At 61.4% G+C, this 14,884-nt stretch carries 13 protein-coding genes; 6 read left to right on the top strand and 7 right to left on the bottom strand.

What is annotated here, in order from left to right; genetic code table 11:
• The first annotated feature begins 12 nt into the window (after positions 1-12).
• The 5 genes from J4E63_RS05785 (at position 13) to J4E63_RS05765 (ending at position 4,963) form a co-directional block, all read left to right on the top strand.
• Complete coding sequence (locus J4E63_RS05785) at positions 13-1,344, top strand: TRZ/ATZ family hydrolase (protein WP_207281339.1); 1,332 nt, start codon at positions 13-15, stop codon at positions 1,342-1,344.
• A gap of 61 nt (positions 1,345-1,405) precedes the next feature.
• Entirely contained in the window at positions 1,406-2,104 is a 699-nt protein-coding gene (ubiG, locus tag J4E63_RS05780; RefSeq protein WP_060738595.1) for a bifunctional 2-polyprenyl-6-hydroxyphenol methylase/3-demethylubiquinol 3-O-methyltransferase UbiG, read from the top strand.
• A gap of 4 nt (positions 2,105-2,108) precedes the next feature.
• Positions 2,109-2,780, top strand: a complete 672-nt coding sequence (mupP, locus tag J4E63_RS05775; protein WP_072408441.1) for an N-acetylmuramic acid 6-phosphate phosphatase MupP — start codon at positions 2,109-2,111, stop codon at positions 2,778-2,780.
• Positions 2,781-2,947: 167 nt separating this feature from the next.
• Positions 2,948-3,688: a YciK family oxidoreductase gene (locus tag J4E63_RS05770; protein ID WP_060738597.1), complete on the top strand. Its 741-nt coding sequence runs from the start codon at positions 2,948-2,950 to the stop codon at positions 3,686-3,688.
• A gap of 348 nt (positions 3,689-4,036) precedes the next feature.
• Positions 4,037-4,963: a GGDEF domain-containing protein gene (locus J4E63_RS05765; protein WP_207281338.1), complete on the top strand. Its 927-nt coding sequence runs from the start codon at positions 4,037-4,039 to the stop codon at positions 4,961-4,963.
• A gap of 268 nt (positions 4,964-5,231) precedes the next feature.
• Here J4E63_RS05765 and J4E63_RS05760 read toward each other — a convergent pair whose 3' ends face one another.
• The 7 genes from J4E63_RS05760 to J4E63_RS05730 all read right to left on the bottom strand — a co-directional run bounded on the left by J4E63_RS05760 (position 5,232) and on the right by J4E63_RS05730 (position 13,224).
• Positions 5,232-6,002 carry an iron-containing redox enzyme family protein gene (locus J4E63_RS05760; RefSeq protein ID WP_219734601.1) on the bottom strand — a complete coding sequence of 257 codons (771 nt, stop codon included), beginning with the start codon at positions 6,000-6,002 and terminating at the stop codon, positions 5,232-5,234.
• A gap of 78 nt (positions 6,003-6,080) precedes the next feature.
• A complete protein-coding gene (locus J4E63_RS05755) occupies positions 6,081-8,540 on the bottom strand; it encodes an EAL domain-containing protein (RefSeq protein WP_207281337.1) in 2,460 nt (819 codons plus the stop codon).
• Positions 8,541-8,721: 181 nt separating this feature from the next.
• Positions 8,722-10,548 (bottom strand): ABC transporter ATP-binding protein, encoded by a 1,827-nt coding sequence (locus J4E63_RS05750; protein ID WP_207281336.1) that lies wholly within the window; start codon positions 10,546-10,548, stop codon positions 8,722-8,724.
• Positions 10,541-11,143, bottom strand: a complete 603-nt coding sequence (locus tag J4E63_RS05745) for a DsbA family protein (RefSeq protein WP_207282451.1) — start codon at positions 11,141-11,143, stop codon at positions 10,541-10,543. The genes J4E63_RS05750 and J4E63_RS05745 overlap by 8 nt, the downstream gene beginning before the upstream one ends.
• Before the next feature lie 36 nt (positions 11,144-11,179).
• Complete coding sequence (locus tag J4E63_RS05740) at positions 11,180-12,121, bottom strand: rhodanese-related sulfurtransferase (protein ID WP_192259503.1); 942 nt, start codon at positions 12,119-12,121, stop codon at positions 11,180-11,182.
• 269 nt (positions 12,122-12,390) lie between these two features.
• Positions 12,391-12,690, bottom strand: coding sequence for a BolA family transcriptional regulator (locus tag J4E63_RS05735; RefSeq protein ID WP_014337210.1), 300 nt, complete (start codon positions 12,688-12,690; stop codon positions 12,391-12,393).
• A 12-nt stretch (positions 12,691-12,702) separates the two neighbouring features.
• Entirely contained in the window at positions 12,703-13,224 is a 522-nt protein-coding gene (locus tag J4E63_RS05730; protein WP_092167494.1) for a DUF2059 domain-containing protein, read from the bottom strand.
• A gap of 202 nt (positions 13,225-13,426) precedes the next feature.
• On the opposite strand from J4E63_RS05730, the gene J4E63_RS05725 reads away from it, so the two are divergent.
• Positions 13,427-14,821: a class II fumarate hydratase gene (locus J4E63_RS05725; protein ID WP_207281335.1), complete on the top strand. Its 1,395-nt coding sequence runs from the start codon at positions 13,427-13,429 to the stop codon at positions 14,819-14,821.
• Positions 14,822-14,884 lie beyond the last annotated feature (63 nt).

Raw genomic sequence — 14,884 nt, 5'->3', positions numbered from 1 at the left:
AACCGTTCCACGATGCCCAAGCCTGCCGTTGCGCTCGACTTATTATTGCTGCCGACCTGGTTGGTGCCTGTCGAACCCGCCGGTGTAGTGCTCAAGGACCATGGCCTGGGCATTCGCGACGGTTGCATCGTGTTCATCGGTCCACGGGCAGAAGCCCTGAAGTGTGACGCCACCGAGGTCCGTGAACTGCCCGGCATGCTGCTCAGCCCCGGCCTGATCAACGCCCACGGCCACGCGGCCATGACCCTTTTTCGCGGCCTGGCCGACGACCTGCCCTTGATGACCTGGCTGGAACAGCACATCTGGCCGGCTGAAGCCAAATGGGTCGATGAAGATTTCGTCCGGGATGGCACCGACCTGGCAATCGCCGAGCAGATCAAGGGTGGCATCACCTGCTTCTCCGACATGTATTTCTACCCCAAGATCGCCAGCGAGTGCGTCCACGACAGCGGTATTCGCGCGCAAATCGCCATTCCGATCCTCGACTTTCCGATCCCCGGTGCGGCCAGCGCCGACGACGCCATTCGTCAGGGCATCGAGTTGTTTGGCGACCTCAAGCACCATCCGCGGATCAAAGTCGCATTCGGCCCGCACGCGCCCTATACGGTAGGCGACGAGAACCTGGAGAAAATCCGCGTGATCGCCGAGGAACTGGACGCGGCCATTCATATGCATGTTCACGAAACCGCCTTCGAAGTGCAGCAGGCTGTGGATAACACCGCTGAGCGGCCAATGGCTCGCCTGGGACGCCTTGGCCTGCTGGGGCCACGCTTCCAGGCCGTGCACATGACTCAGATCAGCGACGAGGACCAGGCCCTGCTGGTAGAAAGCAATTGCAGCGTGATCCATTGCCCGGAGTCGAACCTGAAGCTGGCCAGCGGTTTCTGCCCGGTGGAACGCCTGTGGCAAGCCGGCGTCAATGTCGCCCTCGGCACCGATGGTGCGGCGAGCAACAACGACCTGGACCTGCTCGGCGAAACCCGCACCGCCGCCCTGCTGGCCAAGGCCGTCGCCGGTTCGGCCACGGCCCTGGATGCCCATCGGGCGCTGCGCATGGCCACGCTCAACGGTGCCCGGGCGCTGGGCATCGAAGCGACCGTCGGCTCCCTGGAAGTCGGCAAGGCCGCCGACCTGGTGGCCTTCGACCTGTCAGGCCTGGCCCAGCAGCCGATCTACGACCCGGTGTCGCAACTGATTTATGCCACCGGCCGCGATTGCGTCAAACACCTGTGGGTAGGCGGCAAGCCGTTACTGGAGGATGGCCGGCTGACCCGCATGGACGAACCGACACTGATCGCCACGGCCCAGGCCTGGGGTCGGCGCATCAGCGGCCACAACGAATGACCACGCCCCTGGAGCCACGGCTCGGGGCATCTGATTTTTCAAGCTTTTCGAGGATCTGCACATGAGCAACGTCGACCACGCCGAAATCGCCAAGTTCGAAGCCCTGGCCCATCGCTGGTGGGACCGTGAAAGCGAGTTCAAACCGCTGCACGACATCAACCCGCTGCGGGTCAACTGGATTGACGAACGGGTCAACCTGGCCGGCAAGAAGGTCCTCGACGTCGGTTGCGGTGGCGGCATTCTCAGTGAAGCCATGGCCCAGCGCGGGGCGACGGTGATGGGCATCGACATGGGCGAAGCGCCACTGGCGGTGGCGCAACTGCATCAATTGGAGTCGGGCGTCAGCGTGGAATACCGGCAGATCACCGCCGAAGCCCTGGCCGAAGAAATGCCCGGCCAATTCGACGTGGTCACCTGCCTGGAAATGCTCGAACACGTGCCGGACCCGTCCTCGGTCATCCGCGCTTGCTTTAGCATGGTCAAGCCGGGCGGCCAGGTGTTCTTCTCCACCATCAACCGCAACCCGAAGGCCTACCTGTTCGCCATCATTGGCGCCGAATACATCATGAAGCTGTTGCCACGGGGCACTCACGACTTCAAGAAATTCATCCGCCCCTCCGAACTGGGCGCCTGGAGCCGCGCGGCCGGGCTGACCGTCAAGGACATCATCGGCCTGACCTACAACCCATTGACCAAGCACTACAAGCTGGCCGCCGACGTTGACGTCAACTACATGATCCAGACCCTGCGCGAGGAGTAAGGCGATGCGTCTCAAAGCGGTTCTCTTCGACATGGACGGCACGCTGCTCGACACCGCGCCGGATTTCATCGCCATTTGCCAGGCCATGCGCGCCGACCGTGGCTTGCCACCGATGAACACCCAGCACATTCGCGACGAGATTTCCGGCGGCGCCCGGGCGATGGTCGCCGTGACCTTTTCCATGGACCCGGAATCACCAGGGTTCGAGGAATTGCGCCAGGAATTCCTCGACCGTTACCTCAAGGGCTGTGCGGTCCACAGCCACCTGTTCGACGGCATGGCCGAAGTGCTGGCCGATATCGAAGCGGCCAACCTGATCTGGGGCGTGGTCACCAACAAGCCCGTGCGTTTCGCCGAACCGATCATGCAGCAACTGGGCCTGGCCGAGCGTTCGAAAGTGCTGATCTGCCCTGACCACGTGAAAAACAGCAAGCCGGACCCGGAACCACTGACCCTGGCCTGCAAGATGCTCGACCTGGACCCCGCCAGCGTGCTGTTCGTGGGCGATGACCTGCGGGACATCGAGTCCGGGCGCAGCGCCGGCACCAAGACCTGCGCGGTGACCTACGGCTACATCCACCCGGACGACAACCCGAATCATTGGGGCGCGGATGTCGTGATCGACCACCCCTCGGCGCTACGTGAAGTGCTGGATAACGCGTTGTGCAGTTGCTGAACTGAGCCGTTGTGGCGAGGGAGCTTGCTCCCGCTGGAGCGCGAAGCGGTCCCCTAGACGACGGCTGCGCCGCCGAGCGGGAGCAAGCTCCCTCGCCACAAAAGCCTCTTTGCCACAAAAGCTTCCTCGTCACCGGTACTGTGCCGCTCTAATTGTTGAGGTTTTTTATGTTTGATTATTCCGCCCGTCCCGACCTGCTCAATGGCCGGGTGATCCTGGTCACCGGCGCCGGTCGCGGGATCGGTGCCGCAGCGGCGAAAACCTACGCCGCCCATGGCGCCACCGTACTGCTGCTGGGCAAGACCGAAGCCAACCTGACCCAGGTCTACGATGAAATCGAAGCGGCCGGTCATCCGCAGCCAGCGGTGATTCCGTTCAACCTCGAAACCGCACTGCCTCATCAGTACGATGAACTGGCGGCGATGATCGAAACCGAGTTCGGTCATCTGGACGGCTTGTTGCACAACGCCTCGATCATCGGCCCGCGCACCCCGCTGGAACAGTTGTCCGGTGAGAACTTCATGCGGGTGATGCACGTCAACGTCAACGCGATGTTCATGCTCACCAGCACCTTGCTGCCACTGCTCAAGCTGTCCAAGGATGCGTCCGTGGTGTTCACCTCCAGCAGCGTCGGCCGCAAGGGCCGGGCCTACTGGGGCGCCTATGGCGTGTCCAAGTTCGCCACCGAGGGGCTGATGCAGACCCTGGCCGACGAAGTCGATACCGTCGCCGCGGTGCGCGCCAACAGCATCAACCCCGGCGCCACCCGCACCAGCATGCGCGCCCAGGCCTACCCGGGAGAAAACCCGCTCAACAATCCGACGCCCGAAGCGATCATGCCGGTCTACCTGTACCTCATGGGCCCGGACAGCACTGGCGTCAACGGTCAGGCGTTCAACGCACAATAATGAAGCCTGCATCGCGACGATTTACCGTCGCGATGCCGGCCCCAGTCGACGCCAAACCAGGCGAACCGCCAAGTCCACGTCGCCCCTGCATTCGCGACTCGCTATCAATTCATTGATTTCTAATCGGTTTTTACGCAAGTGAACCGAATGGCACGACTTTCGCTCTAACCTCTTCAAACATGCCATGTTCGGCAGGTAATGGACGGTGAGACGAGACTTATGCCTGCCATGGAAAGCGGACTAGACTCAAATCAGTTGTCCTACGGGACTGAAGGACCAGTACGACGTGCAGCCCAAAGCCGCCGCACCCAACCTGCGGGACAGATTTAGCTTAGGGGCTAACGCCATATGAAAACGCCCAACCAGATCAACGCGTTCGACTTCGACAGCGCCAAATTGCAGCGTTTGGGCCTGACTCAGCCATCGCCGCTCCCAGCACGCTCCGTCAGTCTGTCGCAATTGCGCCAGCAATTGAGCCAGCAGCTACAGACCAGCCTGGAGCCGCAGCGCATCCTGGGTCTGTTTTTCCGGGAAATCCAGCGACTGGTGCCCCTGGATGCGTTGGCCTATCAGCACAAAGCCAGTGACCTGCGCCTGGAGTTCGGGCAACGCGGGCATCACACCCTCAGCTATAACCTCAGCCATGAAGGCGAACACCTGGGTGAGCTGGTATTCCGTCGTAACCAACGTTTCTCCGAGGCGGAACAGAGCGACCTTGAATCCATCATGTCGACGCTGCTGTATCCACTGCGCAACGCGCTGCTCTACCGCGCCGCGACCCAAAGCGCCCTGCGCGATCCGCTGACCGGTACCGGCAACCGCATCGCCATGGACCAGACCCTGATGCGGGAAATCGACATGGCCAAGCGTCATTCGCAACCCTTGTCGGTGCTGATGCTCGATATCGATCATTTCAAGCGCATCAACGACAGCCATGGTCACGGCGTTGGCGACGAAGTGCTCAAGGCCGTGGCCGAGTCGATCAAGGGCCAACTGCGCAATGTGGACATGGTATTCAGGTTCGGTGGTGAAGAATTTCTGATCCTGCTGGCCAATACCAGCCGGGATGCCGCGGCGATGGTCGGTGAACGACTGCGTTATGCCGCCCAGACCCAGGATTACTTCGCCACAGGCACAAGGATCGAGCTGACGGCCAGCCTGGGGTGCGCCACCCTGCTACCGGGGGAATCCTCGGAAAGCCTGCTGCGCAGGGCCGACAGCGCGCTGTACGTAGCCAAGCGCGAAGGCCGCAATCGGCTGGCGATGGCCGGCTGAAAACCATTGTGGGAACGAGCTTGTGTGGGAGCGAGCTTGCTCGCGATGGCGGCAGCACATCCGACATCTGCTGCGCGATCTGACCCACCCTATCGCGAGCAAGCTCGCTCCCACAGGGATTTGGGGTGAACCTGAAGCCAGCACTCATCCAAAACAACTGTGGGAGCGAGCTTGCTCGCGATAGGGGCCTGGCAGTCAACCTCCCCGTCGACTGCAGACCTCTTCGCGAGCAGGCTCGCTCCCACAGGTTGTGGCTATCTGTAGCTAATCAGCTCCCGGCCAGTGCCAGACGCTCACGGGTGGCTGACGCCCTGCTGGCAGGCTCTGCCTGTTCCAGCTGCATGCAACGCTCCAGGAACAGGTACATGTAGTCATAGCTCTTGCACACGGCCTGGCGCAGCTCCGTTTGCAAGGCCTTGCTCGGGTTCATCCCCGCCAGCGTACAGATGATTTCCAGGGCTTCCCAAGGATGGGCATCGTCGTACTGGGCATGCATCTTCAGCCATTTCATGGCCCGCTTGCGGTCTTCCTCGGCGAAGGCGGCCGCATAGACGCCGTTGGAACACACCAGCGCCGACCACTCTCCCGTGGCGCCCTCGATGGCGTAGTTGGTCGCGGCGATGGCCACGATCAACGAGTCCGAGGAACTGGTGTGCCAGCACCAGTGGCTCAAGGCATGCAGCTCAGGCGGTACCTGCTGGGCTTGCAGGTCTTCCAGGGTCACGCCATGGGCGGCACTCCAGTTGACCCAGTAGTCGGCATGGTTGAGTTCGACACGAATGTTGCGCATCAGCCAGCGACGCGCCATGTCCTCGCCGGGGTGGCGGGCAAAGCGGGTCTTGGTGAGGTTCTGTGCCATGTATAAAGCGAACTGTTCGACGACCGGCCAACCACCAATGAGGTAGTGGCGCATGGTCTTGGCGCTGAGCTTGTTGTCGCGCATGCGCTGATACAGTTCGTGTTCGACAACCCGGCGCTTGCTCTCGCTGCAATCGGTAATGAGCTGCTGTGCCCATTTCGGATAGCTTGTGGCGTCCATGAGCGGGCCTGTTCGGTTGAATGTGTCGATCACTGTCGGGCTCCTTTTGATTGTGATTTTCTCGGATCAACAAGAGTTTCAGCGGAACGTGCCGGGGGCCTTGAATAACAGCGGCTGGGGCCGGGCCGGCCGACATTGCAACGTGTCGCAGGTAAACAATTGCGGGCGTTCGATCACATACCCCTGAGCGAAGTCCACCCCTATCTCCAGCAATGCCTGCTCGATCTGGGCGGTTTCAACAAACTCGGCAATCGTGCGCTTACCCATGACGTGACCGATGTGATTGATCACTTCGACCATTGCACGGTTAATCGGGTCGTCCAGCATATCCTTTACGAAACTCCCGTCGATCTTCAAGAAGTCTACAGGTAAATGTTTCAGGTAAGCGAATGAAGACATTCCGGCGCAAAAGTCATCCAGAGAGAAATAGCAGCCCAAGCTCTTGAGTTCATTGATAAAGCGGATCGCACTGCCCAAATTCGAAATAGCGCTGGTCTCTGTAATTTCAAAACAAATCATTTCCGGCGGAATCGAGTAGGCCACGAACTGTTTACGCAGGAAGTCGAGGAACGCCTGATCTCCGATAGTTGTGCCTGACAGATTAATCGCACACATCGCCATGGGTCCCTGACGCGATTCATTCAGGCACTGGCGGATGATCTTGAAGACATTCTCCACCACCCAACGGTCCAGGGACGTCATCAGCCCGTAGCGTTCCGCCGCGGGAATGAAGCTGTCCGGCAGGATCATCCGCCCGGCTTCGTCATGCAGGCGCAACAGGATTTCAATGTGCCCGCCACCATGATCGCCCGGCCCCAGCGCGGCGATTTCCTGGGCATACAGGCAAAAGCGGTTTTCCTCCAGGGCCATGTGCAAGCGCTGGACCCAGGCCATCTCGCCAAAGCGCAGGGACAACTCCGAGTCGTCGGCATGATAGACCTGGACCCGGTTGCGCCCCTTTTCCTTGGCCATGTAACAGGCCATGTCGGCGGCCCGCAGGGAAGCCTCCAGGGTCGTCGGGGTCTGGGCGATATGCACCAGGCCGATGCTCACGGTGGTCACGAATGGCCGGCCCTTCCAGACAAAGTGCAGGTTCTGCACGGTCTGGCGCAGCCCTTCGGCGATTTTTTCCGCCGCCTCCGGCGAACAGTTCTCCAGCAGGATCCCGAACTCATCGCCACCCAATCGGGCCAGGGTGTCATTTTCCCGCAGCCCTGACTGCAGCAAGGCGCAGATATGCCGCAACAATTCGTCACCCGCCGCATGACCGCAGGTGTCGTTGACCAGCTTGAACTGATCCAGGTCGAGAAACATCAAGGCATGGCGCCCGATCTGGCGAGTGAGGTTGTGCAGGGCTTGCTCGAGGCGATACTCGAACTCCCGGCGGTTGGCCAGGCCAGTCAGGGCGTCATGGGTGGCCTGCCATGACAGGTTGGCGATGTATTGCCGCTCCTGGGTCATGTCATGCAGTACCAGCACGGCGCCACTGACCTTGCCCGCATGGCGGATCGGCGCGCCCACCAGGGTGACCGACACGGTGCTGCCATCCAGGCGCTGGATCAGTTTCGAATGCTCACTGGCGCCGCTGAGCCGACCGCTGAGGATGTGCTCGATCAGGGTCAGTCCTTCGGTCTGGGCATTGTCATCGAGCAAATTGAACAGCGCCGCCAGGGGCAAGCCCATGGCGTGTTCGGCCTTCCAATGAGTCATCGCTTCGGCGGCGGGGTTCATGTAGGCGATGGCCCCCTCCACGTCGGTGGTGATCACCCCATCGCCGATGGATTGCAGGGTGATCTGTGCCCGCTCTTTCTCCATCTGCAGCGCATTGGCGAACACCTGCCGCTGGGCCAGCAGTTTATGGGTACGCAACAACGCCAGGACGATCAACCCCAGGGCCGTGGCGAAATTGGTCACCAGCAAGAGCCGCAGAATGAAACGCGAGCCCTCGCCCAATGCGTCGCTGAACGCCTTGGCAGCCGGGGTGACGGAATCGTTGATCGCAAAGATCTGGGCCTTCCAGCCGCGAATATCCACCTCTGACGCCTGGCCCGCGACAATACTGCTGTGCATCTGCCGGGCGACGTTATCCAGTTCGGTCAGGTAGCCATCACCCACCGTCCAGAGATCGATGGCTTCTTCCAGGTAACTGAAGTGACGGAAATTCAGATAAAGCCAGATCACGCTGGCCACATCGTCTGGATGATTGCCGCCCTTGAGGATGCCGGCCCGGGCCGCGTCCAGGTTCGGCGGTTGGCTGTCCAGCGCTACCCGCAGCTCATGGCCGCCCTCGGGTACGGCGATGGCTTGCTGGTATTTGCGGAAAATCGCCTCGTCGCGGCTGTCGGCGTAGAGATTGAGGTAATAGATGGCGTCTTTCTGGCCCTTGGACCAGAGACTCTCCCCCGCTACATAGCCACGGACCGCGGAAAGCACGTAAAGGCTGACGCCGCCAAGCAATGCCTGAAATAGCACAACGGCAATAAAGGGCCAGACGATGCCCAGCAGCCGTGGTGTTCCGAGAGTCTGCTTTTGCTTCATGAGGTCCCTTGCACAGGTACTGCCGGACGAACACCCGCCAGAATTCCGCTCCTGACTCAACAGCCTAGGCTAGTTTTCGACCCATAGAATGAATGGATGAAGAGATCTTTGCGTGGAATTTGGAAGAATCGACGTGTTTGCCTGTTTTTTCCGATACTAAGCACAGAAAACGGCGGGAAACTCAAGGCTGTTGTATCTGTTGCAAATGACCGTAGAGTCGAGCGTAGAGGCCCCCGTCGGCAATCAACTGCAAATGGTCGCCGTCTTCGGCGATTTGCCCACCGTCGAACACCAATACCCGATCGGCCTGCTTCACCGCCGAAAGCCGGTGGGCAATGATCAACGTGGTGCGTGCGCTCAAAAAGCGCGCCAGTGCCTGGTGAAGGTTGTACTCGGTGGCCGCGTCCAATGCCGAGGTGGCTTCGTCGAGAATCACTACCCGCGGGTCGGCCAGTACCATGCGGGCGATGGCCAGCCGTTGGCGCTGTCCGCCCGACAGCCGAACCCCAGAACGCCCTACAACGCTTTCCAGGCCCTGGGGCAGCGCCCGTACCGTGGCGTCGAGCTGGGCGATTTCCAATGCCCGCCAGCAATCGTCGTCGCTGCGCTCGCGCCCCATGGCCAGGTTGGCCCGTACCGTGTCGTTGAACAGCGCCGGATGTTGCAACACCACTGCAACATTCTCCCGAATGGTTTCCAGGCCGATCTCCTGCTGCGTGGCGCCGCCGAAACGAATACTGCCCGACTGTGGCGTGTACAACCCCAGCAGCAACTGCACCAAGGTGCTCTTGCCGCCGCCACTGGCCCCGACGATGGCGACTTTCTCGCCCGGCGAAATGGACAGGTTCAACTGGTCGAGCACCAGCTCCTCGCCGTAACCGAAACTCAACCCCTGGATTTCGATGCCCACGGTGTCACGGCCCTTGAACGGATCGACGCCCCCCGTGTACTGGGGCTCGTCGGCCCGGGCCAGCAATTCGTTGATCCGGTTCAAGGCGCCGCCGGCCGCGTAATAGGCGTACTGCAGGTTCAACAGCTGCTCGACCGGGCCGATCATGAACCAGAGGTAGCTGAACACCGCCAGCATCTGGCCGATGGACAGGTCGGAAAACACCACGGTGAGCATGGCCGCCGCGCGAAAAATATCGATGCCGAACTGGAACAGCAAACCACTGGCGCGGTTCGAGGCGTCGGTTTTCCACTGCGAATTCACGGCGTAATCGCGGACCTCCTTGGCACGCATCCCCAATCGGCCAAGGAAATAACCCTGGCGGTTGCCGGCGCGCACTTCCTGGATGGCATCCAGGGTTTCGGTCAAGGCCTGGGTGAAGCGCGAGGTGCTGTCGTTCTCCAGTTTCTTGAGGTGTTTGACCCGCTTGCCCAGTTGCACCGTGGCGTAGATCACCAGCGGGTTGAACAGCAGGATCAGCAGCGCCAGTTCCCAGTGCATCCACACCAGGATCCCGGCGGTGCCCACCAGGGTCAGCATCGCCACCAGGAAACGGCTGAGGGTCTCGCCGATGAATTTGTCGAGGGTGTCCAGGTCGGTGACCAGGTGGGCCGCCACGGTGCCGCTGCCCAGGCTTTCGTACTCGCCCAGGGAGATTCGCTTGAGACGTTCGATCAAGCGGATGCGAATGCGATAGACAATGTCCTTGGCCAGCCTGGCGAACAAGCGCGCCTGCACCACGTTGAACAGCAAGGCGCCACAGCGCAGGGTCAGGGTCGCCAGCAACATCAGCCCGATATAGCCGGCGGCGCTCTGCCACGCCGTGGGCAAGGCATGGTTCATGACTTTCAGGGCCGCATCGCCGTGGCCCAGCAGGACCTCGTCCACCAGCAGCGGCAACAGCAACGGAATCGGCACGCTGCACAGCGTCGCCAGCACGGCCACGCCGTTGGCGATCCACAGGGCTTTTTTATGTTTGAGGGCCAGGCGACGGATCTCCGCCCAGCTCAACCGGTCGATGCGCTGCGAGGTCGATGGGGCTGACGGTCGCTCAGGCACAGGTCGCGCGCTCCAGCCAGCGGCCAAGCAAGGGCGACAACTGGCTCAGGGGCTGGTAACCGTTGGTCAGCAAGGCCAACTGGCCGTCACGCTCGGCCAGCAGCGTGGGGAACCCGGCAATGCCCAAATCCTGGACCCAGGTGAAATCCGCCGCGGTGGCCGCATGCTGGTCGGCGCGATCGAAGGCCGCGGCGAATTCGATGCGTGGCAGCCCGGCCTGCTCGGCCAGTTCCACCAGGACGCTGGCGTGGGTGACGTCACGGCCTTGTACATAAAAGGCCTGTTGGATCAGCTTCACCAGCGTCCAGGCCAGGTCCGGAGCCAGGCTGCGGGCCGTCACCACTGCCCGGCAGGCGGGCTCGGTGTCGTAGACGAAACCATCCGGCAACGCGCCTTCAAGCTTGAAGGGCTGTCCAGTGGCCTGGGTCACGGCCTGCCAGTGCTCGAGAATGTAGCGCCGGGTGGTCGGCTCCAGCGCCGAACCGCTGCCGGTGCGCAAACCGCCCACCACCAGGTGCAACTCCACACCCGCGGCGTGCGCCTGCTCGACCAACGCCTCGGCCACCGGCGCAAAGCCCCAGCACCAGGAACACATCGGGTCCATCACATAGAGCAGGCGTGACGTCATGGCTCAAGCCTCGGAAGATGTTTGCTTGTAGTTGTAGCCGATCGGGTGCGGCATGTTGCGCGCCTTGGCCAACTCGATCTGTTTCTGCCGGTCGATGGCGCTGCGACGGGTTTTCTCGCTCAGCTTATCCCAGCAATGCGGGCAACTGATGCCAGGCACATAGTGCTCCGAAGCGCGGTCTTCTACGCTCACCGGAGTACGACAAGCGTGACATTGATCGTAGTCCCCTTCGCTGAGGTCGTGGCGAACGGTCACGCGGTTATCGAACACGAAGCAGTCGCCGCGCCACTTGGTTTCTTCCTGAGGGACCTCTTCGAGGTATTTCAGGATGCCGCCCTTGAGGTGATAGACCTCGTCGAACCCCTGGCCGAGCATGTAGCTGGAGGCTTTTTCACAGCGAATGCCACCGGTGCAGAACATCGCGACCTTCTTGTGCCTGGCCGGGTCGAAGTGGGCCTTGATGTACTCGGGGAACTCGCGAAAGCTGGTAGTCTTGGGGTCGATGGCGCCTTCGAAGGTGCCGATGGACACTTCATAATCGTTGCGAGTGTCGATCAGCAGCACTTCCGGATCGCTGATCAGCGCGTTCCAGTCCTGCGGTTCGACGTAAGTGCCGACTTGCTTGTTCGGGTCCACGCCTTCGACGCCAAGGGTGACGATTTCTTTCTTGAGCTTGACCTTGGTGCGGTAGAACGGCTGCTCATCGCAATACGACTCTTTATGGTCGATGTCGATCATGCGCGGATCGTTCTTGAGCCAGGCCAGCAGGCCGTCGATTCCTTCGCGGGTGCCGGAGACCGTGCCGTTGATGCCTTCCTCGGCGATCAGCAACGTGCCTTTGATGCCGTTGTCGAGCATGGCCTTGAGCAAGGGCTCACGCAGCTCGACGTAATCTTCCAGGGTGACGAACTTATACAGTGCCGCCACGACAATGGGTTGTGTCATGGGTGTTTCTCCAGGTGGCTACCCTCGTAAAGGGTGAACCGGATGCGAAAAAAAACGCGCCGGGTGAGCGGCGCGTTGCGGATTCTAGCAAAGACACGGTGGCTTTAGGAGCTGCACGCGCCTGGGAGCTGGACCAATTGTGGCGAGGGAGCTTGCTCCCGCTCGGCGGCGAAGCCGTCGTCTGGATCAGTTTCCAGGGGACCGCTTCGCGGTCCAGCGGGAGCAAGCTCCCTCGCCACAACAAGCATCCGCGCGACAAACAACCACTTTCAGTGCTTGCTGCCACCGGCACAGGTCGGCGAAGCCGGGGCGGCGTCGATCTGGGCCCACTCCTCGGGTGTGTAGGTGTGCAGCGCCAACGCATGGAATTCGCCCATCAGCTCGCCCAGCGTGCCATAGACTTTCTGGTGACGCTTGACGCGATTGAGCCCTTCGAACTGCTGGCTGACCACCACGGCCTTGAAGTGGGTCTGCAGGCCACGGCTGTGCATGTGGCTTTCATCCAGCACTTGCAAATGCTCGGGCTGCAACAGCCCAAGCGTTGATTCGATGCGTTGTTGCATGCTCATACCGGGCTCCGCTTACGGCTTTTTCTTGGCTGGAGCAGCGGCTTTTGGCTCGAGCTCGGCCGTCATGTCGGCCAGCAGCTTGTTGACCACTGGCACCGCGCTTTCAAGCTTGGCCTGGGTCAGCTGGGCCGATTGCTGGGTCAACTGTGGCATTTTTTCCAGGACTTTCTTGCCCAATGGCGACTGGTAGAAAGCGACCAGGTCCTTGAGCTCCGATTCGTTGAAGTTGCTGGTGTAGAGCTTGACCATGTCCGGCTTGAGCTTGTTCCAGCCGATGGCTTGGTCCAGCGCGGCATTGGCCTTGGCCTGGTAGGTTTCCAGGGTGGCTTTTTTCGACTCAGGGGCCTTGGTCTGTTCAAAGCGCTGGGCAAACATCTGCTGCACTTGCATGTACACCGGAGTGCCCAGTTTGTCAGCGTGCGCCAGGGTCAGGAACGCTTCGGCGCTGGCGTTGTGGCTGGCGGTATCGGCGAAAACAGGGCCGCTGGCACACACCAGAGCAACTGCGGTACAGATGGCACGAAGACGGGTCATCGAGTTTCCTTTCATTACAGGCGAGGTAAAACCCCAAGGGCGACCATTCTGCGCCTAAAAAACGCCGGGGCTCAACCCCGACGGTTGTCGGGTCCGATTGACGGGCCGAAGCCGCCGTTGCTGAATTGAGGGATGATTGAGGGAACCGGAGCCGCCCATCTGGGCCTAAACTGCGCATTCAGCCTTTAAGGAGTTTGACCCGATGAGCCGTATCGAAACCGACAGCCTTGGCCAGGTTGAAGTCCCGGACGACGCCTACTGGGGCGCGCAGACGCAGCGTTCCATGATCAACTTCGCCATTGGCAACGAACGCATGCCGCTGTCGGTGTTGCACGCCCTGGCGCTGATCAAGAAGGCCGCCGCGCGGGTCAATGATCGCAATGGCGACCTCCCCGCCGACATCGCCCGCCTGATCGAACAGGCCGCCGACGAAGTGCTGGACGGCCAGCACGACGACCAATTCCCGCTGGTGGTCTGGCAGACCGGCAGCGGGACCCAGAGCAACATGAACGTCAACGAAGTGATCGCCGGACGCGCCAACGAACTGGCCGGCAACCCCCGCGGCGGCAAGAGCCCGGTGCACCCCAACGACCACGTCAACCGCTCGCAGAGTTCCAACGACTGCTTCCCCACCGCGATGCACATCGCCGCCGCCCAGGCCGTCCATCAGCAATTGTTGCCGGCCATCGGCGAGCTGTCCGGCGGTCTCGCGGAACTGGCCGCGCGCCACATGAAGCTGGTCAAGACCGGCCGTACCCACATGATGGATGCCACGCCGATCACCTTTGGCCAGGAACTGTCGGCGTTCATTGCCCAGCTCGATTACGCCGAACGGGCGATTCGCGCCGCGCTACCGGCGGTCTGCGAACTGGCCCAGGGCGGCACGGCAGTGGGCACCGGGCTCAATTCACCCCATGGGTTCGGCGAAGCGATTGCCGCAGAACTGGCGGCGCTGTCGGGCCTGCCGTTCGTCACCGCACCCAACAAGTTTGCCGCGCTGGCCGGCCATGAACCCCTGACCTCGTTGTCCGGCGCGCTGAAAACCCTCGCCGTGACCCTGATGAAAATCGCCAACGACCTGCGCCTGTTGGGCTCCGGGCCACGGGCCGGGTTCGCCGAGGTGAAATTGCCGGCCAACGAACCGGGCAGTTCCATCATGCCCGGCAAGGTCAACCCGACCCAGTGCGAAGCCTTGTCGATGCTGGCCTGCCAGGTCATGGGCAACGACGTGACCATCGGTTTTGCCGCCAGCCAGGGGCATCTGCAGTTGAACGTGTTCAAACCGGTGATCATCCACAACCTGCTGCAATCGATTCGCCTGTTGGCCGATGGCTGCAGCAACTTCCAGCAGCACTGCATCGCCGGGCTCGAACCGGACACCGAGCAGATGGCCGCGCACCTGGAACGTGGGTTGATGCTGGTAACCGCGCTGAACCCGCACATCGGCTACGACAAGTCAGCGGAAATCGCCAAGAAAGCCTACGGTGAAGGGCTGACCTTGCGCGAAGCGGCGTTGCAGTTGGGGTATCTCACCGATGAAGAGTTCGATGCCTGGGTGAGGCCGGAGAATATGCTGGAAGCGGGTAGCCAGGGCTGAGTTTTGCCTTGATCGATAGTGCGCTATCGCGAGCAAGCTCGCTCCCACAGGCCAGCGTGGACC

This window comes from Pseudomonas sp. FW300-N2F2, from assembly GCF_017351655.1.
GTDB classification, from domain to species: domain Bacteria; phylum Pseudomonadota; class Gammaproteobacteria; order Pseudomonadales; family Pseudomonadaceae; genus Aquipseudomonas; species Aquipseudomonas fluorescens_AA.
The sequence above is the reverse complement of the archived record's forward strand: the minus strand, read 5'-3'. Positions and strand labels throughout refer to the sequence as shown.

What these genes read in the sequence shown, in the direction of transcription:
- mupP (WP_072408441.1), top strand. Translation starts at nt 2,109, where the DNA reads ATGCGTCTCAAAGCGGTTCTCTTCGACATGGACGGCACGCTGCTCGAC.
- J4E63_RS05740 (WP_192259503.1), bottom strand. Translation starts at nt 12,121, where the DNA reads ATGACACAACCCATTGTCGTGGCGGCACTGTATAAGTTCGTCACCCTG.
- J4E63_RS05735 (WP_014337210.1), bottom strand. Translation starts at nt 12,690, where the DNA reads ATGAGCATGCAACAACGCATCGAATCAACGCTTGGGCTGTTGCAGCCC.
- J4E63_RS05760 (WP_219734601.1), bottom strand. Translation starts at nt 6,002, where the DNA reads ATGGACGCCACAAGCTATCCGAAATGGGCACAGCAGCTCATTACCGAT.
- J4E63_RS05765 (WP_207281338.1), top strand. Translation starts at nt 4,037, where the DNA reads ATGAAAACGCCCAACCAGATCAACGCGTTCGACTTCGACAGCGCCAAA.
- ubiG (WP_060738595.1), top strand. Translation starts at nt 1,406, where the DNA reads ATGAGCAACGTCGACCACGCCGAAATCGCCAAGTTCGAAGCCCTGGCC.
- J4E63_RS05755 (WP_207281337.1), bottom strand. Translation starts at nt 8,540, where the DNA reads ATGAAGCAAAAGCAGACTCTCGGAACACCACGGCTGCTGGGCATCGTC.
- J4E63_RS05785 (WP_207281339.1), top strand. Translation starts at nt 13, where the DNA reads ATGCCCAAGCCTGCCGTTGCGCTCGACTTATTATTGCTGCCGACCTGG.
- J4E63_RS05770 (WP_060738597.1), top strand. Translation starts at nt 2,948, where the DNA reads ATGTTTGATTATTCCGCCCGTCCCGACCTGCTCAATGGCCGGGTGATC.
- J4E63_RS05725 (WP_207281335.1), top strand. Translation starts at nt 13,427, where the DNA reads ATGAGCCGTATCGAAACCGACAGCCTTGGCCAGGTTGAAGTCCCGGAC.
- J4E63_RS05730 (WP_092167494.1), bottom strand. Translation starts at nt 13,224, where the DNA reads ATGACCCGTCTTCGTGCCATCTGTACCGCAGTTGCTCTGGTGTGTGCC.
- J4E63_RS05745 (WP_207282451.1), bottom strand. Translation starts at nt 11,143, where the DNA reads ATGTGTTCCTGGTGCTGGGGCTTTGCGCCGGTGGCCGAGGCGTTGGTC.